Source organism: Micromonospora rifamycinica, assembly GCF_900090265.1.
GTDB lineage: Bacteria > Actinomycetota > Actinomycetes > Mycobacteriales > Micromonosporaceae > Micromonospora > Micromonospora rifamycinica.
Genome location: NZ_LT607752.1, coordinates 5,769,153 through 5,790,230, shown reverse-complemented (window position 1 = coordinate 5,790,230; position 21,078 = coordinate 5,769,153). Strand labels below are relative to the sequence as shown.

28 protein-coding genes, 1 tRNA gene and 1 pseudogene are annotated in these 21,078 nt (G+C 71.2%); 14 read left to right on the top strand and 16 right to left on the bottom strand.

Features of this window, described 5'->3' with window-relative positions; translation table 11 throughout:
• Positions 1 to 216 precede the first annotated feature (216 nt).
• A complete protein-coding gene (locus GA0070623_RS24515) occupies positions 217 to 648 on the top strand; it encodes an HPF/RaiA family ribosome-associated protein (protein WP_067314757.1) in 432 nt (143 codons plus the stop codon).
• Positions 649 to 818: 170 nt separating this feature from the next.
• Positions 819 to 1,877, top strand: coding sequence for an alpha/beta hydrolase (locus tag GA0070623_RS24510; RefSeq protein ID WP_067314755.1), 1,059 nt, complete (start codon positions 819 to 821; stop codon positions 1,875 to 1,877).
• 17 nt (positions 1,878 to 1,894) lie between these two features.
• On the opposite strand, the gene GA0070623_RS24505 is transcribed toward GA0070623_RS24510, so the two are convergent.
• Positions 1,895 to 2,581: a hypothetical protein gene (locus GA0070623_RS24505; RefSeq protein ID WP_067314752.1), complete on the bottom strand. Its 687-nt coding sequence runs from the start codon at positions 2,579 to 2,581 to the stop codon at positions 1,895 to 1,897.
• 150 nt (positions 2,582 to 2,731) lie between these two features.
• Between GA0070623_RS24505 and GA0070623_RS24500 the strand changes: the two genes are divergently transcribed.
• Positions 2,732 to 2,804 (top strand) — tRNA-Arg (locus GA0070623_RS24500).
• A gap of 74 nt (positions 2,805 to 2,878) precedes the next feature.
• On the opposite strand, the gene GA0070623_RS24495 is transcribed toward GA0070623_RS24500, so the two are convergent.
• Genes GA0070623_RS24495 through GA0070623_RS24490 form a run of 3 tightly spaced genes read right to left on the bottom strand, consistent with a single transcriptional unit; the run spans position 2,879 to position 3,575 of the window.
• On the bottom strand, positions 2,879 to 3,232 hold the full coding sequence (locus GA0070623_RS24495; protein ID WP_084261593.1) for a hypothetical protein: 354 nt from the start codon (positions 3,230 to 3,232) through the stop codon (positions 2,879 to 2,881).
• On the bottom strand, positions 3,229 to 3,396 hold the full coding sequence (locus GA0070623_RS30130) for a hypothetical protein (protein ID WP_157517651.1): 168 nt from the start codon (positions 3,394 to 3,396) through the stop codon (positions 3,229 to 3,231). Before GA0070623_RS30130 ends, GA0070623_RS24495 begins: the two co-directional genes overlap by 4 nt.
• Entirely contained in the window at positions 3,393 to 3,575 is a 183-nt protein-coding gene (locus GA0070623_RS24490; protein WP_084261595.1) for a hypothetical protein, read from the bottom strand. The genes GA0070623_RS30130 and GA0070623_RS24490 overlap by 4 nt, the downstream gene beginning before the upstream one ends.
• A 219-nt stretch (positions 3,576 to 3,794) precedes the next feature.
• Here GA0070623_RS24490 and GA0070623_RS24485 point away from each other — a divergent pair, with 219 nt between their 5' ends.
• Positions 3,795 to 4,019 (top strand): winged helix-turn-helix domain-containing protein, encoded by a 225-nt coding sequence (locus GA0070623_RS24485; protein WP_067314750.1) that lies wholly within the window; start codon positions 3,795 to 3,797, stop codon positions 4,017 to 4,019.
• A gap of 10 nt (positions 4,020 to 4,029) precedes the next feature.
• Entirely contained in the window at positions 4,030 to 4,758 is a 729-nt protein-coding gene (locus GA0070623_RS24480; protein WP_084261594.1) for a TIGR02391 family protein, read from the top strand.
• 87 nt (positions 4,759 to 4,845) lie between these two features.
• Here the strand turns inward: GA0070623_RS24480 and GA0070623_RS24475 are convergent, their stop codons facing one another.
• The 6 genes from GA0070623_RS24475 to GA0070623_RS30125 form a co-directional block, all read right to left on the bottom strand.
• Entirely contained in the window at positions 4,846 to 5,424 is a 579-nt protein-coding gene (locus GA0070623_RS24475; protein WP_231932538.1) for a pPIWI-associating nuclease domain-containing protein, read from the bottom strand.
• Positions 5,402 to 6,178 (bottom strand): hypothetical protein, encoded by a 777-nt coding sequence (locus GA0070623_RS24470; protein WP_067314745.1) that lies wholly within the window; start codon positions 6,176 to 6,178, stop codon positions 5,402 to 5,404. The genes GA0070623_RS24475 and GA0070623_RS24470 overlap by 23 nt, the downstream gene beginning before the upstream one ends.
• Before the next feature lie 273 nt (positions 6,179 to 6,451).
• Positions 6,452 to 6,691: a hypothetical protein gene (locus tag GA0070623_RS24465; protein WP_067314743.1), complete on the bottom strand. Its 240-nt coding sequence runs from the start codon at positions 6,689 to 6,691 to the stop codon at positions 6,452 to 6,454.
• A complete protein-coding gene (locus GA0070623_RS24460) occupies positions 6,688 to 6,984 on the bottom strand; it encodes a hypothetical protein (RefSeq protein WP_067314741.1) in 297 nt (98 codons plus the stop codon). Before GA0070623_RS24460 ends, GA0070623_RS24465 begins: the two co-directional genes overlap by 4 nt.
• Positions 6,984 to 7,247 carry a hypothetical protein gene (locus tag GA0070623_RS24455; RefSeq protein ID WP_067314738.1) on the bottom strand — a complete coding sequence of 88 codons (264 nt, stop codon included), beginning with the start codon at positions 7,245 to 7,247 and terminating at the stop codon, positions 6,984 to 6,986. Before GA0070623_RS24455 ends, GA0070623_RS24460 begins: the two co-directional genes overlap by 1 nt.
• A gap of 168 nt (positions 7,248 to 7,415) precedes the next feature.
• A complete protein-coding gene (locus GA0070623_RS30125) occupies positions 7,416 to 7,667 on the bottom strand; it encodes a hypothetical protein (RefSeq protein WP_157517649.1) in 252 nt (83 codons plus the stop codon).
• 275 nt (positions 7,668 to 7,942) lie between these two features.
• Here GA0070623_RS30125 and GA0070623_RS24445 point away from each other — a divergent pair.
• Positions 7,943 to 8,844, top strand: a protein-coding gene (locus tag GA0070623_RS24445; RefSeq protein WP_407937949.1) for an IS5 family transposase whose coding sequence is annotated in 2 segments (ribosomal slippage) — positions 7,943 to 8,294 and positions 8,294 to 8,844 — 903 coding nt in all. Because the reading frame shifts where the segments join, the coding sequence is not laid out codon by codon here.
• A 56-nt stretch (positions 8,845 to 8,900) separates the two neighbouring features.
• Here GA0070623_RS24445 and GA0070623_RS24440 read toward each other — a convergent pair.
• Complete coding sequence (locus GA0070623_RS24440; protein ID WP_067303107.1) at positions 8,901 to 9,491, bottom strand: TetR/AcrR family transcriptional regulator; 591 nt, start codon at positions 9,489 to 9,491, stop codon at positions 8,901 to 8,903.
• A gap of 76 nt (positions 9,492 to 9,567) precedes the next feature.
• On the opposite strand from GA0070623_RS24440, the gene GA0070623_RS24435 reads away from it, so the two are divergent.
• Complete coding sequence (locus GA0070623_RS24435) at positions 9,568 to 10,521, top strand: ketopantoate reductase family protein (RefSeq protein ID WP_231932537.1); 954 nt, start codon at positions 9,568 to 9,570, stop codon at positions 10,519 to 10,521.
• A 127-nt stretch (positions 10,522 to 10,648) separates the two neighbouring features.
• Here GA0070623_RS24435 and GA0070623_RS24430 read toward each other — a convergent pair.
• A pseudogene (locus GA0070623_RS24430) lies at positions 10,649 to 10,897 on the bottom strand (hypothetical protein); the annotation flags it as partial.
• A gap of 8 nt (positions 10,898 to 10,905) precedes the next feature.
• Entirely contained in the window at positions 10,906 to 11,082 is a 177-nt protein-coding gene (locus GA0070623_RS30120) for a hypothetical protein (RefSeq protein WP_157517453.1), read from the bottom strand.
• A gap of 486 nt (positions 11,083 to 11,568) precedes the next feature.
• Here GA0070623_RS30120 and GA0070623_RS24420 point away from each other — a divergent pair, with 486 nt between their 5' ends.
• The 7 genes from GA0070623_RS24420 to GA0070623_RS24390 all read left to right on the top strand — a co-directional run bounded on the left by GA0070623_RS24420 (position 11,569) and on the right by GA0070623_RS24390 (position 17,524).
• Positions 11,569 to 12,453 carry a helix-turn-helix domain-containing protein gene (locus GA0070623_RS24420; RefSeq protein ID WP_067303101.1) on the top strand — a complete coding sequence of 295 codons (885 nt, stop codon included), beginning with the start codon at positions 11,569 to 11,571 and terminating at the stop codon, positions 12,451 to 12,453.
• Positions 12,450 to 12,647 carry a DUF397 domain-containing protein gene (locus tag GA0070623_RS24415; protein ID WP_067303098.1) on the top strand — a complete coding sequence of 66 codons (198 nt, stop codon included), beginning with the start codon at positions 12,450 to 12,452 and terminating at the stop codon, positions 12,645 to 12,647. Before GA0070623_RS24420 ends, GA0070623_RS24415 begins: the two co-directional genes overlap by 4 nt.
• Positions 12,648 to 12,792: 145 nt before the next feature.
• Positions 12,793 to 13,332, top strand: a complete 540-nt coding sequence (locus GA0070623_RS24410) for a DUF4240 domain-containing protein (RefSeq protein WP_067303095.1) — start codon at positions 12,793 to 12,795, stop codon at positions 13,330 to 13,332.
• Positions 13,333 to 13,521: 189 nt separating this feature from the next.
• A complete protein-coding gene (locus tag GA0070623_RS24405; protein ID WP_067303092.1) occupies positions 13,522 to 14,784 on the top strand; it encodes an ATP-binding protein in 1,263 nt (420 codons plus the stop codon).
• Positions 14,774 to 16,033 (top strand): hypothetical protein, encoded by a 1,260-nt coding sequence (locus GA0070623_RS24400; protein ID WP_231932536.1) that lies wholly within the window; start codon positions 14,774 to 14,776, stop codon positions 16,031 to 16,033. Before GA0070623_RS24405 ends, GA0070623_RS24400 begins: the two co-directional genes overlap by 11 nt.
• Positions 16,003 to 16,719, top strand: coding sequence for a response regulator (locus GA0070623_RS24395; RefSeq protein WP_067303086.1), 717 nt, complete (start codon positions 16,003 to 16,005; stop codon positions 16,717 to 16,719). Before GA0070623_RS24400 ends, GA0070623_RS24395 begins: the two co-directional genes overlap by 31 nt.
• Before the next feature lie 76 nt (positions 16,720 to 16,795).
• Positions 16,796 to 17,524, top strand: a complete 729-nt coding sequence (locus tag GA0070623_RS24390) for a hypothetical protein (RefSeq protein WP_067303084.1) — start codon at positions 16,796 to 16,798, stop codon at positions 17,522 to 17,524.
• Between the two features lie 70 nt (positions 17,525 to 17,594).
• Here GA0070623_RS24390 and GA0070623_RS24385 read toward each other — a convergent pair whose 3' ends face one another.
• The 3 genes from GA0070623_RS24385 to GA0070623_RS24375 all read right to left on the bottom strand — a co-directional run bounded on the left by GA0070623_RS24385 (position 17,595) and on the right by GA0070623_RS24375 (position 20,896).
• The gene (locus GA0070623_RS24385) at positions 17,595 to 18,344 is read right to left on the bottom strand and encodes a lysophospholipid acyltransferase family protein (RefSeq protein WP_067303081.1); all 750 of its coding nucleotides are present in this window, start codon (positions 18,342 to 18,344) and stop codon (positions 17,595 to 17,597) included.
• A 120-nt stretch (positions 18,345 to 18,464) separates the two neighbouring features.
• Positions 18,465 to 20,525 carry an amylo-alpha-1,6-glucosidase gene (locus GA0070623_RS24380; RefSeq protein WP_067303078.1) on the bottom strand — a complete coding sequence of 687 codons (2,061 nt, stop codon included), beginning with the start codon at positions 20,523 to 20,525 and terminating at the stop codon, positions 18,465 to 18,467.
• The gene (locus GA0070623_RS24375; RefSeq protein ID WP_067303075.1) at positions 20,525 to 20,896 is read right to left on the bottom strand and encodes an SCP2 sterol-binding domain-containing protein; all 372 of its coding nucleotides are present in this window, start codon (positions 20,894 to 20,896) and stop codon (positions 20,525 to 20,527) included. Before GA0070623_RS24375 ends, GA0070623_RS24380 begins: the two co-directional genes overlap by 1 nt.
• Positions 20,897 to 21,078: the final 182 nt, after the last annotated feature.

The window sequence follows — 21,078 nt, the reverse complement described above, 5'->3', positions numbered from 1 at the left end:
CAGGCTGAAACCACCAGAGACCGAGGGAGGCCAGTGGGATCGGGAACAGCAGGGTCGAGAAGGCGGCATCACCCGGAGTGAGGTCGACCCCGACTGGGTATTGAGTTGATCAACCAAGCGCCACCAGGCACGACGTCCGACGAGAAAGGCAGTGCTGATGATTCGGACCCCGCTCCGCATGACCGGCTCCGTCCGCACCGAGCGGGAGGGGCGGCGATGAGCGCGGTGGCCAACCCGGCGACCGTGGCCGAGTGTCTGCGGATGGGCGCGGGCTTCTCCCAGGGCGACCGGAACTGGATCGTCGAGCAGTTCGGCACCCTGGACGCCCGGCTGGCCGCCTTCCACGCCGACGCCACCGAGCTGGAGGTGTCGGTCAAGGACCGGGAGGCCCGCGGGCAGAAGGTCACCCTGGAGTGCTGGATCGCCGGCCGGCAGAAGATCGTCACCACGTCGAGCGAGGAGGACCTGCGGGCCGCCCTCAACGACGCCCGGGACGACCTGCGCCGCAAGCTCAACGACTCCAAGACCCGGCAGGAGCCCCGGCACAACAAGCACATCCGGGAGATGGCCGCCCCGCCCGTGCCCGCTCCGCTGCCGGACCTCGACTCCGACAACGACGCCGACCGGGTGGACGCCGAGACCGCCTGACCGCTCACCGGAGCGTCCCCGTCCGCGTACCCACCGGACGGGGACGCTCCCCGGCGACCCGCCGCCGTCGCCCGCACCGCCGCGTCGCCCCCACCCCCACCGCTGCCGTCGCCCGCGCCGCCGGGGCCGGGGCTACCGCCGGGTAGGCCGACGGGCGTAGCGTCGCGGTTGTGGAACAGGACGTGCTGGGGCCGCCGTACGAGCGGCAGACGATCGACCTGGGCACCGACGACGAGGGGCCGGTGGTCGCGACGCTGGTCCGGCGGCGGGCGGACCGCCCGACGGGCCGGGCGGTGCTCTACGTGCACGGCTTCGTCGACTACTTCTTCCAGACCCACCTGGCCGACTTCTACGCCGCCCGGGGCTGGGACTTCTACGCCCTCGACCTGCGCAAGTACGGCCGCAGCCTGCTGCCCCACCAGACCCCGAACTTCTGCCGCGACCTGAGCGACTACTTCCCCGAGCTGGACGCCGCCGCAGAGATCATCCGTGCCGGGGACGGGCACGACACCCTGCTCGTCATGGGCCACTCCACCGGCGGCCTGATCATCTCGCTCTGGGCACACGCCCGCCGCGACGCCGGCCTGGTCGACGGGCTCGTCCTGAACAGCCCCTTCTTCGACATCAACGCCCCCTGGCTGGTCCGTCGACCCCTCGCGGCGGCCGTCGCCCGGCTGGGCCGTCGCGCGCCGCACCGCGCCCTGCCCTTCGGCCTCGGCACCGTGTACGGCGAGAGCCTGCACGCCGACCATCGCGGCGAGTGGACGTACGACCTGACCTGGAAGCCGCTCGCCGGGTTCCCGGTGCGGGCCGGTTGGCTGGCCGCGATCCGCACCGCCCAACGGCAGCTCCGCGCCGGGCTGGACATCCGCGTCCCGGTGCTGCTGGCCTGCTCGACCCGGAGCTTCCGGGGCACCCGCTGGCACGACTCGGCGGCCCTGGCCGACGCGGTGCTGGACGTGGAGCACATGGTCCGCTGGGCACCCCGGCTCGGCCGGCACGTCACCGTGGCCCGCTTCGACGGCGGCAAGCACGACCTGGTCCTCTCCGGCCCGACCGTACGCGAGCAGGTCTTCACCGAGGTCGGGCGCTGGGCCGAGGCCTTCCTGGGCGCCGGCCCGACCCGCCCCGCCGACACCGCACCGGCGGACGCGGAAGCCCCGGTGCCCGGCACCCGCGCCCCCAGCGCCGACGAGACCCCGGCCGCCAGCGCCCTCCCGACCGCCTGACGGGTGCCGGCCGGCACTCAGGTGGCGGGCAGCGCGGCGAGCACCCGGTCGAGGGTGGCCACCGGATGGCCGGGTCCGGTCCCGCCGTCGTCGGCGGGCAGCACCACGCCCAGGCAGCGCAGGCCAAGCTCCCCGGCGGCGTCGGGGCGTACCCCGAAGACGGGAGCGCCCAGATAGCCGGCGGGGAGCGCGGCGGTGACCCGCAGCCGGTCGTCGTCGCGGACGGCCCGCTCGACGGCGACCTCCAGGGGACGGCTGCCGTCGCCGCCGACGCCGAGGGCCAACACGATCGCGGTGACCGGCCCGGCCCCGAACCCGGCAAGGTCGTCCGCCCCCACGGCCACGGAGGCCGGCACCGGCTGCACCCGCCACCGCCAGCCCTGCCCGTCGGCGAACGCGTGCAGCCCGCCGGTCGGCAGGACCGCCACCCCGAGCCGCGCGTCACGTGCCCACCGCGCCGCAAGCTCCGCCAGCGGCACCGACCCACCGGCCACGCCGGCCGGCTCGGTGACGCTGGGCCGCAGGCCGAGCCGCCGCGCCCGCCCCGCCACGGCGTCGGCGGTCAGCAGGAACTCGCCGTCGGGACGCGCGAGGAAGAAGGCGGTACCCGGGTCGCCCGCCGCGTCGACCGGCAGGATGGCCCGGCCCAGGAGCTGGCACAGCTCGTAGGCGACCTCGTTCTCGACATCCGGCTCCAGCAGCACGACCCGAGGGTACGGCCCGACGCGCCAGCCGGATGAGGGGTGCCCCGACCGGGGGTGCCGTGCGACGCTGATCACGCGTGTCCGGAAGCGACCCGTTCCGCCGTACGGCGGGGGGTCGGCGGTACCCTCTTGGCGCGACACGTACGCCGCGCGCCCGTAGCTCAGCGGATAGAGCAGGGGACTTCTAATCCCAAGGCCGCAGGTTCGAATCCTGCCGGGCGCACCCATATCTGCCAGGAGAAACGACCCTAGCCTCTGATCTTCGACCAGCACCGGACCCACCTCGGCCCCACCACGTCACCCGTGGCCAGCCGTACGCCGAGCCTGCGCCGCCCGGCGCTGCGGAGTGGCCGGCACCCCGGCGGGGCGGCGATCTTGGCGCACGTTCGGGATGGCAGCCGACCGCGTCGGCTTGCGGGGCGTGGGGGCGGGGCGCTGTATCTGTAACCCGGCCGGTTGCACGAAGATCGACCGTCGGGCCACCGCGTCGCCCTTGGCGTCCAATTGGTACACGTCGAGCCAGCACCACCGGTCGTAGGTGATCCAGTCAAGCACCCGGATGACTCGGCACATGATCGGGTTGACGAACTGCACGCTGGCCGCGCGGGTCACGTGCACCAGGTCGCCGGCCTTCGGTAGCTGCGCGCTCATTGCGGATCACCGGCCAGCCGCCAGACCAGCAGCCGCGCACGCGCTGCCGCGTAGCGCGGGCACCAGCCGTCCGGGTAGCAGCGGCGGCAGGGCTTCACGTGGTGGTCATCGATCACGAACCAGGCCACCTCAACCAGGAACGGCACTTGGCGGACATCGATCACGACTCACCGCCGGGCCAGTGCCCACGGTTGATCGGGATGCGGTGGCGGGCTCGGCAGGGCAGTTCCGCGCCGCAGCGGCACACCCTGCGCCAGCGCTTCCAACTCCAGACCGGTCGGTGCCGGCGGGCCAGCGTCAGCGCGGTGGCTATCAGGTAGTCCTCATAGCGGATCCGACTCATCAGCACTCCAGGCGGTCAGGCCACGTGGACCGTCAGGGCGACGGGATCCACGCCGCCCTGACGGGGCTGACCTTCGTTTGCCGAACCAAGGGCAGCCACAGAGCAAGCTACGTCACTATCTGACGTAGGTAAAGCCACGGCGCGTGATTCTCTTGCATCACTTGCTGACGATGGTTGGGTCATGGTCAGATGGCAGGGCCGAACCAAGGGAACGAAGCCATGCCCTCTGCACCTGCCGAATATCGACGTATTGCCGACGAACTGACCACGAAGATCAAGAGCGGCGAGCTCACGCCGGGGACGAAGCTGCCCAGCACGAGCGAGCTTGCCGACCAGTTCAACGTCAGCCCGGCCACCGCGTATCGCGCCGTCTCGCTCCTGCACGACAGAGATCTGGTCGTGGGGCAGCCGGGGCGCGGGGTCTATGTCGCAGGGGAGAAGTAGGCTCGCGTCCATGCGCCCTGCTGTCGCCATCGCCGAACTTGAGAAGCTCAAGGTGGATGCCGCTGAGGCTGACTACTTCGGCCGCAAGCCTGGGTTCGACTCCTGGAAGGCTCGGACCCGTGCGGTCTTCGTCCGTGCGCTCGGCTCTGACAACAACCTGGTAGACCGTTTCGACAAAGTTCGGTACAGCCTCGGCGTGTTCACGGATCTCACTCCGGACGCCGCCTTCCAGGAGGCAACTCGGCGTGGCGTCAGGAAAGCGTGCGAACTCATAGATGCCGCTATCTGGGAACTCGGACTGACCGGCGGTGACGAGCCGGTGGATGAGCACGCGTACGACCCCGAGCTCTGGGCGTACATCAAGACCGAGGTTGAGGACGGGGAGTGGGGCAAGGTCGCCAGCCAAACGGCGATCTTTGTTGAAAACCACGTCCGGACGTGGGCAGGGAACCCGCAGGACCGGAACGACAACAACCTCGTCGGCAAGGCTCTATACCTGAAGGTGTTCGACGACGCCAGCGACTACCGGCTCGGCCGACAGGCCAGCGAGCGGGAGGGCTGGCGGTACCTCGGGATGGGCTTCGCCCAAGCGCTCAGCAACGTTGACCGGCACCGGATTCAGACCCGGGATGACGCCAAGCGGTACGCCCTCGGCGTGCTCGGCCTCGGGAGCCTGCTGTTGACGCAGCTCCGGTACGAGCACGGGGACATCCTCCACGAGCCAGCCGAGCAGCGCTGAATGCGATCGGGCCGCCCCTGCCTGGATGGCGGGACGGCCCCGATGCCTGGGGTTCGCGGCCATCCGCCAGCATGGAGTCCTGGCCCGTCACTCCGGGAGAACTTCATCGAGGATCGCGAAGACCCAACCGATCATTTTGCGGACCTTAGCCTGAATGGTGCCTGCATGGAGAGCGCTGCTGCCCGTCGAGTAGGTCTGCCGTCCAATCTGGCCCACTAACTGGTCGATGAGCTCGTCCACGCCCTTGACCTGGTCCTTATTACCGCCGCGCTGCTGGACGGCGTAGCGAACCCTCTCAGTCTGGCTTGGGTTCCGCTTGCCGCCCTGCTCAATCCCCACATACCACGGTTGCTTCCGGACTTCGTCGTCCGGCGCGAACATTTGGACTGTTGCCCGCATCACCTCGCGCGCCTCGCCCGCTGGTCCTACGTAGCTCAGCCTGGTGTGATCGTTTAAGTCCCTAAGCGCCTGCTCTAGGGAATCGGCCAATGTGGGCGCGTGGTGCCGCAGCCGCGCGAGGATGTCTGCGTCCCGCCCGGAGAGCGGTCCTCTAGCCGGTACGACAGCGTCGACCCTTCGCCGCGACTGTCGTACTCGCAACTGGAACTCCCTCAACCGCCGCAGCAGGTCAGGGTCGGGTGCTTCACCTCGTCCGTTGGACGTCATCAGCCTGCCCGTCGCCGGTCAGGACGTACCGGCGCATGTTTCGGAAAATCTCCTCGATCGTCTCGGAAGAGGCATCGGCCGCGATGTGGATCTCAATGTTGATGTGAACGCCTGGCGCAACCGAAACCCCACCCGCGGTCCCCGCCGCCGCCCTGGTCGCCTCCGAGGGGTCGCGCTGCGGAGGAACCGGCACAGAATCGTTTTGCGGCACGTCCGTCTGCCCCACCTCGGCGGCGTCAGCTTGGTCCGCCGTGGCGGTTGACCCAGTGAGGTCGATGTATCGCTTCCCACCCCACTCCTTCAGAAAGCCGAGGGTTTGCGCCCCTTCAACGATCAGTTCAAGCACGCCGTCCACTCGGTCAGCCGGAACGCCCTTCTCCTTGAGCACATTCTTGCCAATTGCCTCCGGCGGAAGGGCACCGCCGTCGTACATACGTAGGAACTCGCCGACAACCTTCGGCCGAAGCAACGCCTCACGCATCGCCGCTATGTCATCACCCTCGCTCGTGGGCCGGACAATCCTCATCCCGAGGGGTGTAATCCCGATCTCGGGTGCCTTCGCGCCGCCGGTCGTCAGTCCGTATGCGACTGCAGCACCCGTGATCATCCGGAACGGCCCAGACGACGGGGTCATCCGCATCGCTTCCGCCACGCTCAGCGGCCGGGTCGGCTTGTAGGCATAGTTGTCCGCGATTGCTCTTGGCACACGGAGAGCCTGCTCAAGGGAGTAGCTAGGCACGTCCTCCTGCGACACTCGTGATCGCTGCCTCTTGGGGTCGGGTGCCGGCCCGGCAACGTCAGGATTGTCAGCGCTCACTCGCTTCGTTGGTTCCGCCACTCGTGCGCACTCCACTTCGGTCATTACTTGACGACGAAGGCAACGACCCTCATCGCAAGATGCTAGCCCCAGGTTCGGAAGGAGTGCAGCACCGCGACATAGAGGCAGTAAAATGATTCAGATTTCCGACAGTGGGGCTGCGGCTGATTCGTTGTCAGCCTAGGCGCATCGCAAAATCGAACATCAGTTCTATAACCTGCCTCCGTAAACCGGCGGTTCGGGTTCACCGATCGCGCGTGCGGCTTCGCGTTCGGCCCTGGCCTGCCGCTCGTAGGGCGTGGGGCGGCAGGGATCGTACTCGCTGCTGTAGAGCGGGTCACCCCGCCGCGCGGCGGCTGCCGCCAACTGCCGGTCACGCTGCGGCCCGGTCAGCGCCTCGTACCGCTCGGGGTCGCTGGTCCTGATGGCTTCCAGTTCGGCGGGTGTCACAGCTCCTCCGTCCACGGGCGCGGGACGGTGGTGAGCTCAGTGCCGCCGGCCAGGCGCAGATCGATGTACTCGCGAACAGCTCCGTCCGAGTCGGCGCCAATCTTCATTCCGGAGATCTGGGCCTCCACGACCTGTCCTGCCGAGTAGCTGCGGCCGGGCCAGCGGTTGAGCCGCTCCGCCTGCGCTGCGGTCAGCGTGTGCTGTACCGGCTTCCCGAGCTGCGCCCGGACGTGCTCCCCGATGACCTGTGGGAAGGCGGTGATGAACTCCTGGAGCATCTCGTTGGTGTCCATCAGGCGGCCACCGCCCAACGGCCCTGCTGCCCGGCCGTGCCCTGCGGCACGTTCTGAACGAAGTGGAGGCCGGGACCGCGCAGGCTCACCCGCAGATCCACGGTCCCGTCGCCGTACTCGTGGACGACCTCGGCCGGGAGGGTGGTGCCGGCTTCCGGGTCGGGGACACCGGGGAAGCGGGTCACGCCGGTTGACGCCCCGCGCATCCGGACGTACTGCGCCTGCGTGGCGTCAAAGGTGTAGTGGACGACATCACCGAGCATCGCCTATCTCCTGTCTCGTTGGACGTGCCCTCATCGGGGCGGCGGAGGCCGCAGGTGGCGGCACGCCTTGAAGGCTATGGATGAAGTAGGCCCGTCCAGCGATCTTTTCTGGGCAGCAAGAAGGCCGTCCACCAGCGGCGGACGGCCTCGATGCCAACCCTTCGGGCGCTAGCCCGCCGACTGGGCTTTCGTGGCCCGCTTCTTGAGCGGGGCGATGTCATCCCAGGACTGCTGGTAGTAGAAGGTCCAATCGCCGCCCACCTCCTGGACGGACAAGCTCTCTTCTTCGGCTGCGTCCAGCGCCGCCTGTCGGATCTTCTCGACCACTCTCCGCATTCGCGGCTCGTTGGCATGTCCTCCGCCGGTCAAATCGAGCCAGATCCGGACATCGAGGGTCTTCCCTACCGCTTCCTTCGCCACTGAACCTCCTCAGGCTTTAGAAGATCCTGACAAACTTCTAAAGTTTTCTCAAGAGGTTTCTTAGACCGCTCTGCGCCTGCGGTACGCGGCCAGGTCAACGACGCCGCCCGCTGTAGTCGACGCTGCGGGCTGAACGGGTGCCGGGGTGGCTGCGGCTACCTGCTGGCGAGCCGTAGCCCGCAGCTCGGCGAACGCGGCCGACACGTCGCTGCCCTGGTGGTCGAGGACGTGCCCGTACACCTTCAGCGTGACGGACGGGTCGGCGTGCCCGAGCGGTGACGAGGCGGTTCGACCTGACCGATGTGCAGTGGGCGGTGCTGGAGCCGTTGCTGCCAGCGCCGAAGCGGCCGGGTCGACCGTCGTCTTGGACCAGGCGGCAGTTGATCGATGGGATCCGGTGGCGGATTCGGGTGGGTGCTCCGTGGCGGGACGTGCCGCCGCAGTACGGGTCCTGGTCGGCGGTGTATGCCCTGTTCCGGCGGTGGCAGCGTGACGGGACCTGGAAGCAGGTGCTTGTCGCGTTGCAGGCCTTGGCCGACGCGGCTGGGCGGATCACCTGGGACGTGTCCGTGGACTCCACCAGCGCTCGGGCCCATCAGCATGCGGCCGGGGCGAGGAAAAGGGGGATCTGCAGGTTGAACCGCCTGGTGGGGTCAGTGTCGAGCCGGCAGACCACGCGCTCGGCCGGTCGCGGGGTGGGTTGACCACGAAGGTGCATCTGGGCTGCGAGCAGGGCCAGAAACCCCTGGCGATCGTGCTGACGGCCGGGCAACGAGGTGACAGCCCTCAGTTCATCCCCGTCCTGACCGCTATCCGTGTTCCTCGCCTGGTTACTGGCCGGCCGAGGACCCGTCCGGACCGGGTCCTGGCCGACAGGGCGTACACGTCGAAGGCGAACCGGGCCTACCTACGCCAGCGAGGCATCGCCGCGACCATCCCGAGCAAGGCCGACCAGGACGCCCACCGGCGGGCCAAAGGGTCCAAGGGCGGCCGGCCGCCGGCCTTCGACCCGCACCTCTACCAGCAACGTCACGCCGTGGAGTGCGGCATCAACCGCCTCAAGCGCAACCGAGCCGTGGCCACCCGATTCGACAAACTCGCCGTCCGCTACGAAGCCACCATATCCACCTCGCCGCCATCAACGAGTGGCTATGACCGACTTCGACACACGCCCTAAACCCGGGACACCTCGACCAACAGACCACCGACAGAGCCACCCAGGGGCGGCCCCCCTCAGCCCGCCCGGCAGCGGAGGCCGGCGAGCACGACGGTGACCACACCCTCCGCATCGGCCCGATACGCCGGGTGCCCGTACGCCGCACAAATCCCCTGAACAGCCATCATGACCGCACCCGCACCCACGTCGTCCCGGATGCTCCCCGCCCTGACGGCGGCCCCCAGCAGGTTGTCGATGACCTCCCCCAGCGCCTGGGCACCCTCGGCCACGACGCCCGACTGGGTGGCCATCAGCGTCGACAGGGTGCGGGCGAGCCCTTCGTGAATGTGGAGGTGGTCGACGAAGCCGCGCAGGAAGGTCTCCAGCGCCTCGTCGGCGGGGAGCGTGGCCTGCAACTCCCGTGCCCGGTCGCAGATGGCCCGGAGTTCTTCCCGGTAGACCGCTTCGGCGAGAGCTTCCCGGGTGGGGAAGTGCCGGTAGAGGGTGCCGGTGCCGACCCCGGCCAGCTTGGCGAAGTCGTCGAAGCGCAGGTCGAAGCAGCCGTCGGCGAAGAGTTCGCGGGCCTTGGCGATCAGGGCCTCGCGGTTGCGGCGCGCGTCGGCCCGCAGCGGCTTGGCGTCGGCGCGCACTGGCTTGGCATCGGTCATGCGGGGCCTCACGTTGACAAGTGGAGACTGTCTCCATATTTTGAAAGTGGAGATAGCCTCCGATTATACCGGTGAGGTGCGCGTGAAGATCTTGATGTTCGGCCGGGGCGTGATCAGCGCGACGTACGGATGGGCGTTGGAGCAGGCCGGGCACCAGGTCGAGTTCTACGTCCGACCCGGGCGGGCGGCGGCGTACGGCGACTCGATCGACCTCGACCTGCTCGACGTGCGGCGGCGGCCGTGGGGCAAGCGGGTCGTCGAGAAGTGGCCGGTGCACTACCGCGAGTCGGTGGAGCCGGACCACGACTTCGACCTGATCGTGCTGAGCGTGCAGCACTACCACTTCGCGGAGGCTGCGGCCTACCTGGGGCCACGGGTGGGCGGGGCCACGGTGCTCGTCTTCAACAACCTGTGGGTCGAGCCGTCGACCGCGACGGCACACCTCCCCGCCGACCAGGTGGCCTGGGGCTTTCCCGGGGCGGGCGGCGGGTTCGGCGACGACGGGGTGCTGCGCGCGGCACTGCTGCCCGTGGTCTTCCTCGGCACCATGGACCGGCCGCCGACCGGCCGTGAGCAGGCCGTCCGCCAGGTGTTTCGCGGGGCGGGGCTCAGGATCCGGGAGAACTCCGACTTCCGGGGCTGGCTGTCGGTCCACTTCGCCCAGAACGCGGGCCTGCACACCCAGAGCCTGCGGCGGGGCTCGCTGTCCATGCTGACGACCGCCGACGTACGCGAGGCGATCCTCGCCACCCGCGAGCTGCTACCGCTCGTCGAGGCACGCGGCGTCGACCTGCGGCGGCACCGCGCCGAGCTACGGCCCTTCACCGCGCCGATCTGGCTGGCGGCACCGGCGCTCTCCCTGCTGTTCAGTCGTTTCCCGCCGATGCGCAGGGTGATGCAGGCCCACGCCAACCCCGAGGAGTTGCGCGCGGTCTGCCGAGACACCCTCGCCGAGGCCCGCAGGCTGGGCGTGCGGGTACCCCGACTGGAGGCGGCCGAGCCCCACTTCGCCAGCGCGGACACACCCTGACGCTCCATCACCCTCTACCGGCCGCACCCCGCCCGCCGTCCGAGGGCCGCCGTACCGCCGGCACCCCGACCGCACCCCGCCCGCCGGCCGTCATCCCGGCCGGAGCAGGCCCCCGGCGTACGTTGGGCGGCACCCCCACCCGGCGCGGCACGCGAGCTACCGGCGCGGGCTGCACCACCTCCAACCCCGCCGGTTGTACGTAGATCGAGCGCCGGGCCACCGCGTCCCCCTTGGCGTTGAGCTGGTAGACGTCGAGCCAACACCACCCGTCATAGGTGATCCAGTCGAGTACCCGGATCACCCGGCAACTGATCGGCCGGAGGAACTGCACACTGGCCGCCCGCCCCACGATCACCAGGTCACCCGCCTTGGGCAGCGGCGCGCTCACCGTCGCCCCCAGACGTGCCGGAACCTGCGCCACTGCCTGATCCGGTGCCGGGCGGCCTCCGCGACCGGGCAGTACCCGGCCTCGGCACACTTCCCGCAACGGCTGCGCCGGTGCTGGTCCAGGCAGTCCCACGCCAGCCAGACCAGCAGCGGCACCTCGCCTCGGGCCGTCACGACGCCACCCCGGGCCGGTCTCCGCCACCGGGCAGGGCGCGGCCGAGCAGGGCGCGGCCGGGCAGAGCGCGGCGGCCGACGCGGCAGGGCAACTCCGCACGGTAGGGCAACTCCGCGCCGCAGCGGCACACCCTGCGCCACCGGGTCGGGCTCCGGGTCGGCCGGTGCCGTCGGACCAGGGTCAAGGTCAGGGCGGCGGCGACGAGAGGGTCCTCATGGGTGGCACACATCGGGTTTCCTTCCCCGGAAATAGCGCCGCCCCGCCCGCGCGCTATTCGCAACGAGCGGGACAGCGGGCTATTGTCGGCGCCTTTTCTGACGCCCCCGGATCCCCGTCCGGTGATTCACACACTGCGACACGACCAACACCTTGCGCAACACCTCACCCTCCCCCTAATGTCGGGTCGATTTGACGCACGAGGAACGGAGGAGAGAAATAGCGGAGGAGAAACAACTGCTGTTGCACCAGCGGTGCGGTGATGTTGCATGACGGATGAAACAAGCGGCTCCACCGTCCCCCGCCGGCAGCTCGGCCGGCTGCTCACCCAGCTCCGCGAGGACGCCTCGGTCTCGCTGGACAGCGCCGCCGAGGGGTTGGACTGCTCGCGGCAGAAGGTGTGGCGGATCGAGAAGGGCCTGGTGCCGGTCCGGGTGGTGGACGCCCGCGCCATGTGCGCGATGTACCGTGTGCCGGAAGAGATGACGTCGATCGTCGCCGGCCTCGCCAAGGAGACCCGCGCCAAGGGCTGGTGGCATTCCTACGGCGATGTCGTCCCATCGTGGTTCTCGCTCTACGTCGGCCTGGAATCGTCTGCCGCACTCATGCGCCGATACGACTCGGAACTGATACCGGGTCTGCTCCAAACCCGCGAGTACGCGGCAGAACTATTCCGCCGCAAGAATCCCACGATGAGCGCGGAGGAACGGGAAAAGCTCGTCGAGGTACGGATGCAGCGCCAGCACGTCCTGGTGCGCCGGCTGCCCAGCGCGCCCACCCTCAGGGTGGTGCTGAGCGAGGCGGTGCTGCGGCGCACCATCCCCGACCGCCAGGCGATGGCCGGGCAGTTACGCCACCTGCTCGACATGACCGCCCTGCCGAACGTCAGCCTGCGCGTCCTCCCGTTCACCGCCGGCCCGCCGCTGGCCAGCGAGACGGGCACCTTCGTCCTGCTGGACTTCCCGCAGGCGTTCGGGCGGGCATCGACCGAGCCGACTACCGTCTATCTGGAGAACATCACCGGCGCGCTCTACCTGGACAAGCCGGCAGAGGTCGCCGCCTACGACCGCGTCTGGGTCGACCTGGAGACCCTCGCGGCGGACGAGGCGGCATCAGAGAAAATGATCACAGCGATCATCGAGGAGCGAGCATGAACGACCTGGCCGGTGCCGTCTGGCGCAAGAGCACCCGCAGCGGCGGGAGCGGCGGCGACTGCGTCGAGGTGGCCGACAACCTGCCCGGCGTGATCGGCGTACGGGACAGCAAGGACCAGGCCGGTCCGGCGCTGCGGTTCTCCCCGACCGCCTGGTCCGCCTTCGTCCACCAGGCACGCCACGGGCTGCGCTGAGTGCCTCCGGGGCCGCCCGCCAACGGGCGGCCCCGCCCGCACCGGCAACTCCCCCACCGGCACGCCCCCGCCCGCACCGGCAACGACCCTGCCCGCACCGGGAACGGGGGCGGAAACGTCGGGGCGGCCCGCTACCGTGCGGCCCATGAGTGACACGGAGACCGCGAACCGCCTGCCCACGGCCGAGGAGGAGGCCCGGTTCTGGGGCCTGGTGGAGGCCGCCTGGCAGCAGCTCGGCCCCGAGGCCGCCGCACTGCGCCGGGCGCTGCTCACCCGCGACCCGGCCGCCGACGACGACAGCGCCTCCGCGCTCGACACCTGGCGGGACGCCTTCCTCGACCAGTTGGGCCAGCTCTGCGCCGACCTGTCCAGCCCCGACCTCACCGACCTCGACCGGGTGGTCGAGCGCAAGCTGTACGACATCGACCGGGCCGACGTGCACACGGTGATCGACGGCTCCGACGACGGTTTCCTCTACGGCCGGGGGCACATCGTGGCGCTGGGCCGGGAGTTCTACGAGGCGGTCCGGGCCGACCCGACGCGGGCGGTGCCCGACGGCCACCTCCAGGGCATCTGCTACCTCTTCGCCCACCTGCACGACCAGCGGTTCGGCGACTGGCCCCGGACCGGCTCCGGCATCTCCCGGGAGTCGTTCAGCAACCCGGCGGGCTGGGCGGAGCAGTGAGCCACCCGCGGCCACCCTGGCGTGGCTGCGCCACTGACCAGCGACGACGGACGACCCGGGGAAGCGGACGCAACGCGACACGCCGCATACCATTGGTGAACATTTAGGGCTGCTCGTGTTATTCTCCGGCGTCGATGCACCGCCGAGCAGACCCGGACGGGTCACCGCCCGAAGGACGCACTTCCCTTGATGTCGGCCGTTTCCGCTCCGACCTCGTCACCGTCGTTGCTGGATCGGCCGGCGGGTGGCGCGTTGCAGCTCATCTTCACCACCCTGCCGGCGATGCTCCGGTTGACCTGCGGCCTGTTCGGCGCGGTGACCGCGCTGGCGGTGCGTACCACGCCGGTCCGGGTGCCGTTGCTGCTGGCGGCGGTGGTCGTGCTGACCGGCTGGTCGGTCTTCTACGCCGCGCGGGCGCTGTGGGTCGGCATCGGCCCCGGGATGGTCGCCGGGGACGTCGCGCTCACCGTGGCGGCGAGCCTGCTGGCCCCGCTGCTGGTCGCCCCGGAGGTGCTGCCGGGCGAGGGTAGCTGGCTCGCCGTGCTGGCCAGCACCACCGTGATCAACGCGCAGGCCACCGCCCCGGTCCGCTGGTCGGTGCCCGCCGGCCTGCTGGTCACCGCCGGGTACGCGGTCGGCACCTCGGCCGCCGGCAACACCGTCGAGGCGTCCGCGCACGCGGCGACCCTGCTGGTGCAGACGGGGTGCGCGGCGATGATGGCGGCGGTGATGCGCCGGTGGATCAGCCGGGCCGACGCCGCCTTCACCGAGTTCCAGCGGCTGCGCCGGGAGGCGGTGCTGGCCCGGACGATCCGCGAGGTGGAACGGCGGCAGAACCGGGACCTGCACGACACCGTGCTGTCCACGTTGACCATGGTCGGGCTGGGTGCCCTGCCGGCCGCCGGCTCGGCGGCGCTGCGCCGACGGGCCGCCGCCGACCTGCGTACCCTGGTCGGGCTCGCGAACGCCCGGTCCGCACTGTCGACCGGCCCGGTCGGCGTCCTCGCCGGCCCTCCCCCGGCCGCCGCCGGCCCGGAAGCGGCGGGCGGGTCGTCCGGGGCCACGGTCGGCCCGTCCGGTGTCGACGCCGGCCTGCGCGCGGTGCTCGACACCCACCCCGAGCTGCGGGTGACCGCCACGTTGCCGCCCTGCTCGGCCCCGGCGGGGGTGACCGCCGCACTGGTCGACGCCACCGCCGCCGCACTGGCCAACGTGGCCCGGCACGCACCGGACGCCGCCGTGACCGTGCGGCTGGGTCGGGAAGACGGCGGCGTCGTGGTCGAGGTGGTCGACGACGGTCCCGGTTTCGACCCGGCCACCGTCCCGGCCCACCGGTACGGGCTACGCGAGTCGATCCGGGGCCGGCTGGCCGACGTCGGCGGGCGCGCGGAGGTGACCTCCGCCCCTGGCGAGGGCACCCGGATCCGGTTGGAATGGCCGCATGTCGACTGACCTCCGCGCGCCGGCACCGGTCCGCGTACTCCGGCCGGTGCCCGGGGCGGCGGACCCGGCAGTGGTCGACGGGCCGGCAGTCGACGGGCCGGCAGCGGTGGACGGGCCGGCAGTGGACGGGCCGGCGGCGGACGTGGCCCGGTTCTCCGACCGGGGTGCCCGGATCGCGGCGGTGGCCATCGCCCTGGTCTGGCACACCGCCGTCGGGCTGCCGGCCGTGCTCGGTGCGTGGTCCGAGCTGGCCGCGCCGGCGGTGGTCGCGGCGGGCTGGCTGACCGCCGGCCTCGTCGGCGGGTACGCCGCGCACCGGCTGCTGCACGGCGCGCTGCCACCGGCGTTGCCGCTGGCGACGGTGTTGCTGGCGGTGGACGCGGCGGTCTTCGCGGCGGCCGGCGAACGGCAGCTCTTCGCCGCCGCGAACTGGGCGTGGACCGGGCTGGCCTGGTTCCTCGTGGTGGTGCTCTGGGGTCGCCCGATCCGCTGGATGATCCTCCTGCTGGTCGGTCACGCGCTGATCGCGCTCGCCACGCTCGTCGGCGACGGCGCGACCGCCCCCGCCGACCTGACCCGCTTCACGATGTACGTCTACGGCACGTCGTCGCTGCCGGTGGCGGTCTTCACCGGGGCCGCGGTGATCGCCACCCTCGCCCGGGACCGGGCCGGCACGGCGGCGGCGACCCTGGCCGTACGCGCCGAACAGGATGCCGCCGAACGGGCCTGGGCGGACCGCCGCAGCCGGCTGGCGCTGGTCGGCGGGGCCGCCGAGCAGGTGCTGGCGGAGCTGGCCGACGGTCGCGCCGACCCGGCCGACCCGTTCGTGCAGCGGCGGTGCGTGCTGGCCGCGACCCGGCTGCGCCGGCTGATCGCCGAGGCCGACGACGTGCCGGACCCCCTCCTACACGAGTTGCGGGCCGCCGCCGACCTGGCCGAACGCAACGGCCTGCCGATCGAGCTGATCGCCGTCGGCACGCCGCCGCCGCTGCCGGTGGAGGTCCGGCGCCGGCTGGCCGATCCGCTCGCCGCCGCGCTGGCGGACGCCACCGGCTGGGCGCGGCTGACCGTGGTGGCCGGTCCGGACGAGGTGGCGGTCAGCCTGGTCGCCCCCGACGTGACCGGCCCGCGAGCGGCCGGACCGGGAGCGACGAGCGGGCCGTCGATCGGGACGGCCGGCGACGACGAGCAGGTGGAACACCTACACGAGCGGGACGGGGAGATCAGGTGGACGCAGACCCGATGGCGCAGGCCATGAGCGGGGAGCGGCCCGTCGGGGTGTCGATCGTGGACGACCACCCGGTGGTGATCGACGGGGTACGGGCGTGGCTGACCACCGAGCCCCGGCTCCGGGTGCTCGCCACCGGTGACGACCCCGACCTGGTGCTGCGCACCGCGCCGCAGGCCGACGTGATCCTGCTGGATCTGCGGCTGCGCGGCCGGATGGTGCTCGACAAGCTGGCCGAGCTGAGCGCCGCCGGCCACCGGGTGGTGGTCTACTCCGAACACACCGATCCGGCGACGATGCTCGCCGCGCTCGACGCCGGGGCGACCGCGTTCCTGGCCAAGCACGAGGGGCGGGAGCACTGCGTGGCGACCGTGCTGGCCGCCGCCAGCGACCGCCCGTACGTGCCGCCGACCCTGGCCGGGGCGATGGTGGGGGATCCGCGACCGGACCGGCCCGCCCTGTCGGACAAGGAACGGGAAGCGCTGCTGCTGTGGTTCCAGTCGATGTCGAAGGCGTCGGTGGCCCGCCGGATGCAGATCAGCGAGCACACCGTCAAACAATATGTCGACCGGGCGCGGATCAAGTACACCCGTGCGGGTCGCCCGGCCGCCACGAAGGCCGCGCTGCTGGCCCGCGCGATCGAGGACGGACTCATCCGGCCGGAGGAGATCGGCACCTACCGGTCACAGGCGTCCTCCGACCGGCCGACCCCCTAACGGGTGTCATGACAGTGCGTCACCGGTCGACAAGGCTGAACGTCGAAGACCACTGCGCGGGGGAGAGGTCGTGACGATGCGCGAGGACATGTCCCCGTTCTTCATCGCACCACATCGGTTCGACGCACCGGAGGACAACTTCGCCCCGGTGCTCGACAGGCACCACGAGGTGGTCCCGGAGCCCGGTGAACGGGTGCTCGGCCGGTACCTCACGTCGGTGGCCGGCTGCCTGCTCAGCCCGACCGGCACCCGCGGGCAGTGGGTGTTGCCGGCGCCCGCCTCGGTCACCGTCACCGACCGACGCCTCGCGTACGTCTGCCTCGCCGGTGACCTGGCGCTGGTCGCCGGCAAGATCGACTCGACAGGGGTCCGGCACCGCCGGAACGTCCGGCTGCCCCGCCTGGTCAGCGGGCAGGTCTGCTGGCAGTGGCCGTCCCGGCTGGAGCTGCGGCCCACCCCCTCGTCCGGCACGGACGGTCCGCCCCAGGAGGCGGAGCTGCTGGTGGTCTGCGACGCGCTGCGGACCATCCAGCAGCCCACCCTGGCCCTCCGCGGTCAGCTCGGCCCGGTGACCGAGCTGGCCCGGCTGATCCGCCGGACGGTGGCCTGCTTCCGGATCTCCCGCCCCGAGCTGGTGGAGCTGGCACCGCCGGAGCGGGACGTGCTGATCCGCCGGGCCACCGCTGCCCCGATGACCGGGGAGGCCCGGGTGACCCTGCCGGGTTCCCTGCCGGTGGAGTTCCTGTCCCGCGACGACTACTACCGTCGCCCGCAACCGGCCGGCCGGGACGCCGTCGGTAGCTGAGCCGGGCCGACCGGGCCGCGGTCGGTAGCTGAGCCACCGGCCGGACGACCCGGGCCGCGGTGGGGACTGGTCAGGAGGCGGTGGAGCGGCGGGGGCGACGGTCCAGCTCGGCGGCCTCCTGCGGGCTGGGCGCGGTGCCGCCCAGGTGGGCCGGCTGCCACCAGGTGTCGTCCGGGCCGGACGGCTTGTCGGGGTACTCCTGCTGGGCCCGGTCGACCAGCGCGCTCAGCCGGGTCTTCAGCTCCGCCGTCATCGTGTTGGCGTCCGGATAGGCGGCCGGGTCCATCGGCTCGCCGAGCAGGATGGTGATCGGGGTGTGCCGCCGGGTGAGGGTCTTCGGCCGGCCCTTGGTCCACAGCCGCTGGGTGCCCCACAGCGCCACCGGCAGCAGCGGCACCCCGGCCGTCTGCGCCATCCGGGCCGCCCCGCTCTTCAACTCCTTGACCGTGAAGGACCGGCTGATCGTCGCCTCCGGGAAGACCCCCACCACCTCGCCGCGCCGCAGCGCGTCCACCGCCGTGTTGTACGACCCGACCCCCGCCGAACGGTTCACCGGGATGTGCTTCATGCCGCGCATCAGCGGGCCGGAGATTTTGTGCGCGAACACGTCGTGCTTGGCCATGAACCGGACCAGCCGCCGCGAGGCGTGTGCCCCGTACCCGCAGAAGATGAAGTCGAGGTAGCTGACGTGGTTGCTGGCCAGCACCGCCCCACCGGTCCGGGGCACGTGGTGGCTCCCGTCGACGGTCAGCCGCAGGTCGAGGACCCGGAACAGCGTCTTGGCGGTGGCGATCACGGGCGGGTACACGAGTTCCGGCATCCGGGCACTTTACCCCGCGTGAGCGACACCGCCGTAGGGGCGCAGCCGGCTTCAGGGACACAGCCTGCGCAGGGACACAGCCGGCGCAGGGACACAGCCGGCGTACCGGCGGCGCTCCGGTCAGTCGGCCAGCTTGTGCAGATCGAGGCGGCCCCGGGCGAAGGCGTCGACCCGTCCCCACCGACCGGGGATGTCCAGCACCTCGATCCGGCCCATCCCGACCGGCAGCACCGGCTCCACCGCCAGGTGCCCCTCGTGCGGCTCCAGGCCGAGCATCGTCCGCAGCAGCAGCAGCGGTGCCCCCGTCGACCAGGCCTGCGGGCTGCACGCCGTCGGGTACTCGACCGGGAACTTGGTCTGCTCCCGACGGTAGCCACCGAACGCCTCGGGCAGCCGCCCGTCGAAGTAGGTGGCCGCGTCGAGGATGCCGTTGGCGATCACGGCGGCCTCCTCGGCGAAGCCGTACCGGCGCAGGCCCCAGGCGATGAAGGAGTTGTCGAACGGCCAGATCGTGCCGTTGTGGTAGCCGATCGGGTTGTACCGCACCTCCCCCTCGGCGAGGGTGCGTACGCCCCAGCCGGTGAACAGCCGCGGCCCGACCAGGTGCTCGGCGATCCGCTCGGCCCGGTCGGGGTCGACGATCCCGCTCCACAGCAGGTGTCCGATGTTGGAGGTGAGCACGTCGCACTGCCGGCCGTCCGGGTCGAGGGCCAGCGCGTAGTACTCCCCGTCGGCGACCCACCAGTCCCGGTTGAAGCGCTCCTTCAGCGCGGCGGCCTCCCGTTCCAGCCGGTCGGCGAACGCCGGGTCGTCCCAGAACTCCCGGGCCATCCGGGCCGCCCGCAGCTTCGCGTCGTACGCGTACCCCTGCACCTCGCAGGTGGCCCGGGGGAACGGCGGCAGGCTGCCGTCGGCGTACGAGATGGAGTCCCAGGAGTCCTTCCAGCACTGGTTCTCCAGGCCGGTGTCGGTGTTGCGCCGTTCGTACCAGATGTAGCCGTTGCCGGCCAGGTCGGCGTAGTCGTCGATCCATCGCAGCGCGGCCCGGCACTCCCGTTCCAGCTCCCTGACCAGTGCGACGTCGCCGCTCCACCGCTCGTACTCGTCGAGCAGGACGACGAAGAGCGGGGTGGCGTCCACCGAACCGTAGTACGGCGAGTGCGGCTGCTCCTCGAAGGCGGCGGTCTCGCCGTAGCGCATCTCGTGCAGGATCCGGCCGGGGTCCTCGTCGCGGAAGTCGTCGAACCGGGTGCCCTGGAGGGACGCCAGGATCCGCAGGGTGGTCTTGGACAGCTGCGGGGCGAACGGCAGCACCTGGAGGCAGGTGAGGATGCTGTCCCGGCCGAACATGGTCATGAACCAGGGCAGGCCGGCGGCGGGCAGGGTCTGGCCGCCGAGCGACAGCGGCGCGAAGCGCAGCGCCGCCAGGTCGACCAGGCTGCGCCGGTAGGTGGCGGCCACCTGGTCGTGCTCACTGTTGACCTTGGGGGCCTTGGCGATCCACTCCTCCAGGTCGTGCTGGAGGGCGAGCCGCTCGTGGCCGTGCACCGTCACCCCCAGCCGCAGGTCCCGCCCGCCCGGGCCGATCGCGAAGGTCTGCACGTCGATCTCGGCGGTCCACTCCTCGTTGGGCTCCAGGTGCACCGAGTACGCGAAGCCGTTCCGGTCGTACCGGGCCGGCCGGGACGACGAGATGACCGTCTCGCGGCGGAAGTTGCCCCGCCGGTAGCCCAGTCGCAGCCGGTCGGACTCCGCCTCGGCGTACAGCTCGCCCTTCTTGTTGAGGATCTCGTCCTTGACCTGGAAGAGGTCGGCGAAGTCGGCCCCGGCATCCATCCGGACCTCCAGGTCGACCGCCTTCTCGTCGTGGTTGAGGATGGTCAGCTGCTCGCGGAAGCTGCCGCCGACCGCGCGCTCCCGGATGATCGACAGCTTGGCGTCGACATAGTGGGTGGCCATCCCGGGCACCAGGAAGAACCGCGCCTCGAAGTACTGGAGGTCGTCGTAGGACAGGGCGTTGAGCCGTTCCCCGTTGACGGTCAGCACCCAGCGGGACAGGAACCGGACGTCCAGGGAGAACAGGCCGGTCGGCTCGCTCGGCGTCGCCTCGATGTCACCGGTCTCCTCGGAGACGACGAACGTGTTGCCGTCCAGGATCCGGACCGTGTTGCCCTGTCCCATCACCGCACCTCCCGCTGGTGGAGCCGACGCGGCCCCTGGGCGTCCGGCGGGCCGGGGAAGATCCGTTCGATCTGCACCACCAGCCGGGCGTCCCCGGTCACCGTCATGTCACCGCGCAGCAGCGCCGCCAGGCCGTCCTCCCGACCCGCCGCCATCTCCTCGAACAGCGCCGGTGTCGTCCCGATGACCGTGTCGGCCTCCCGGTCCTCCTGGCTGACCGCCACCTCGCCCCGGTCCACCCGGAGCAGCCAGTGGGTGGTGTGCGCCCCCTCGTGCAGGTCGAAGCGCAGCGTCCCGACGGCCTTGTCCAGCAGCGGTTCGTAACCCCGCCGGTCCAGGCCCTCGAAGAACCTCGTGGTCGCGTCCACCATCGGGCCTCTCCCCTGTCCGCCTGCCAGTGACCGCAGGGGTGTCCCCGGCCGGCCCGTCGTCAACCTCACCCGGATCGGGTGAGCGCCCCCGGCCGGCGGGCGGCGGGCGACAAAGACGGCGGGCGGCGCGGACGACGACGCCGGCCCCCCGTGGTGATCCGGGGGCCGGCGTCGTGGTCGTG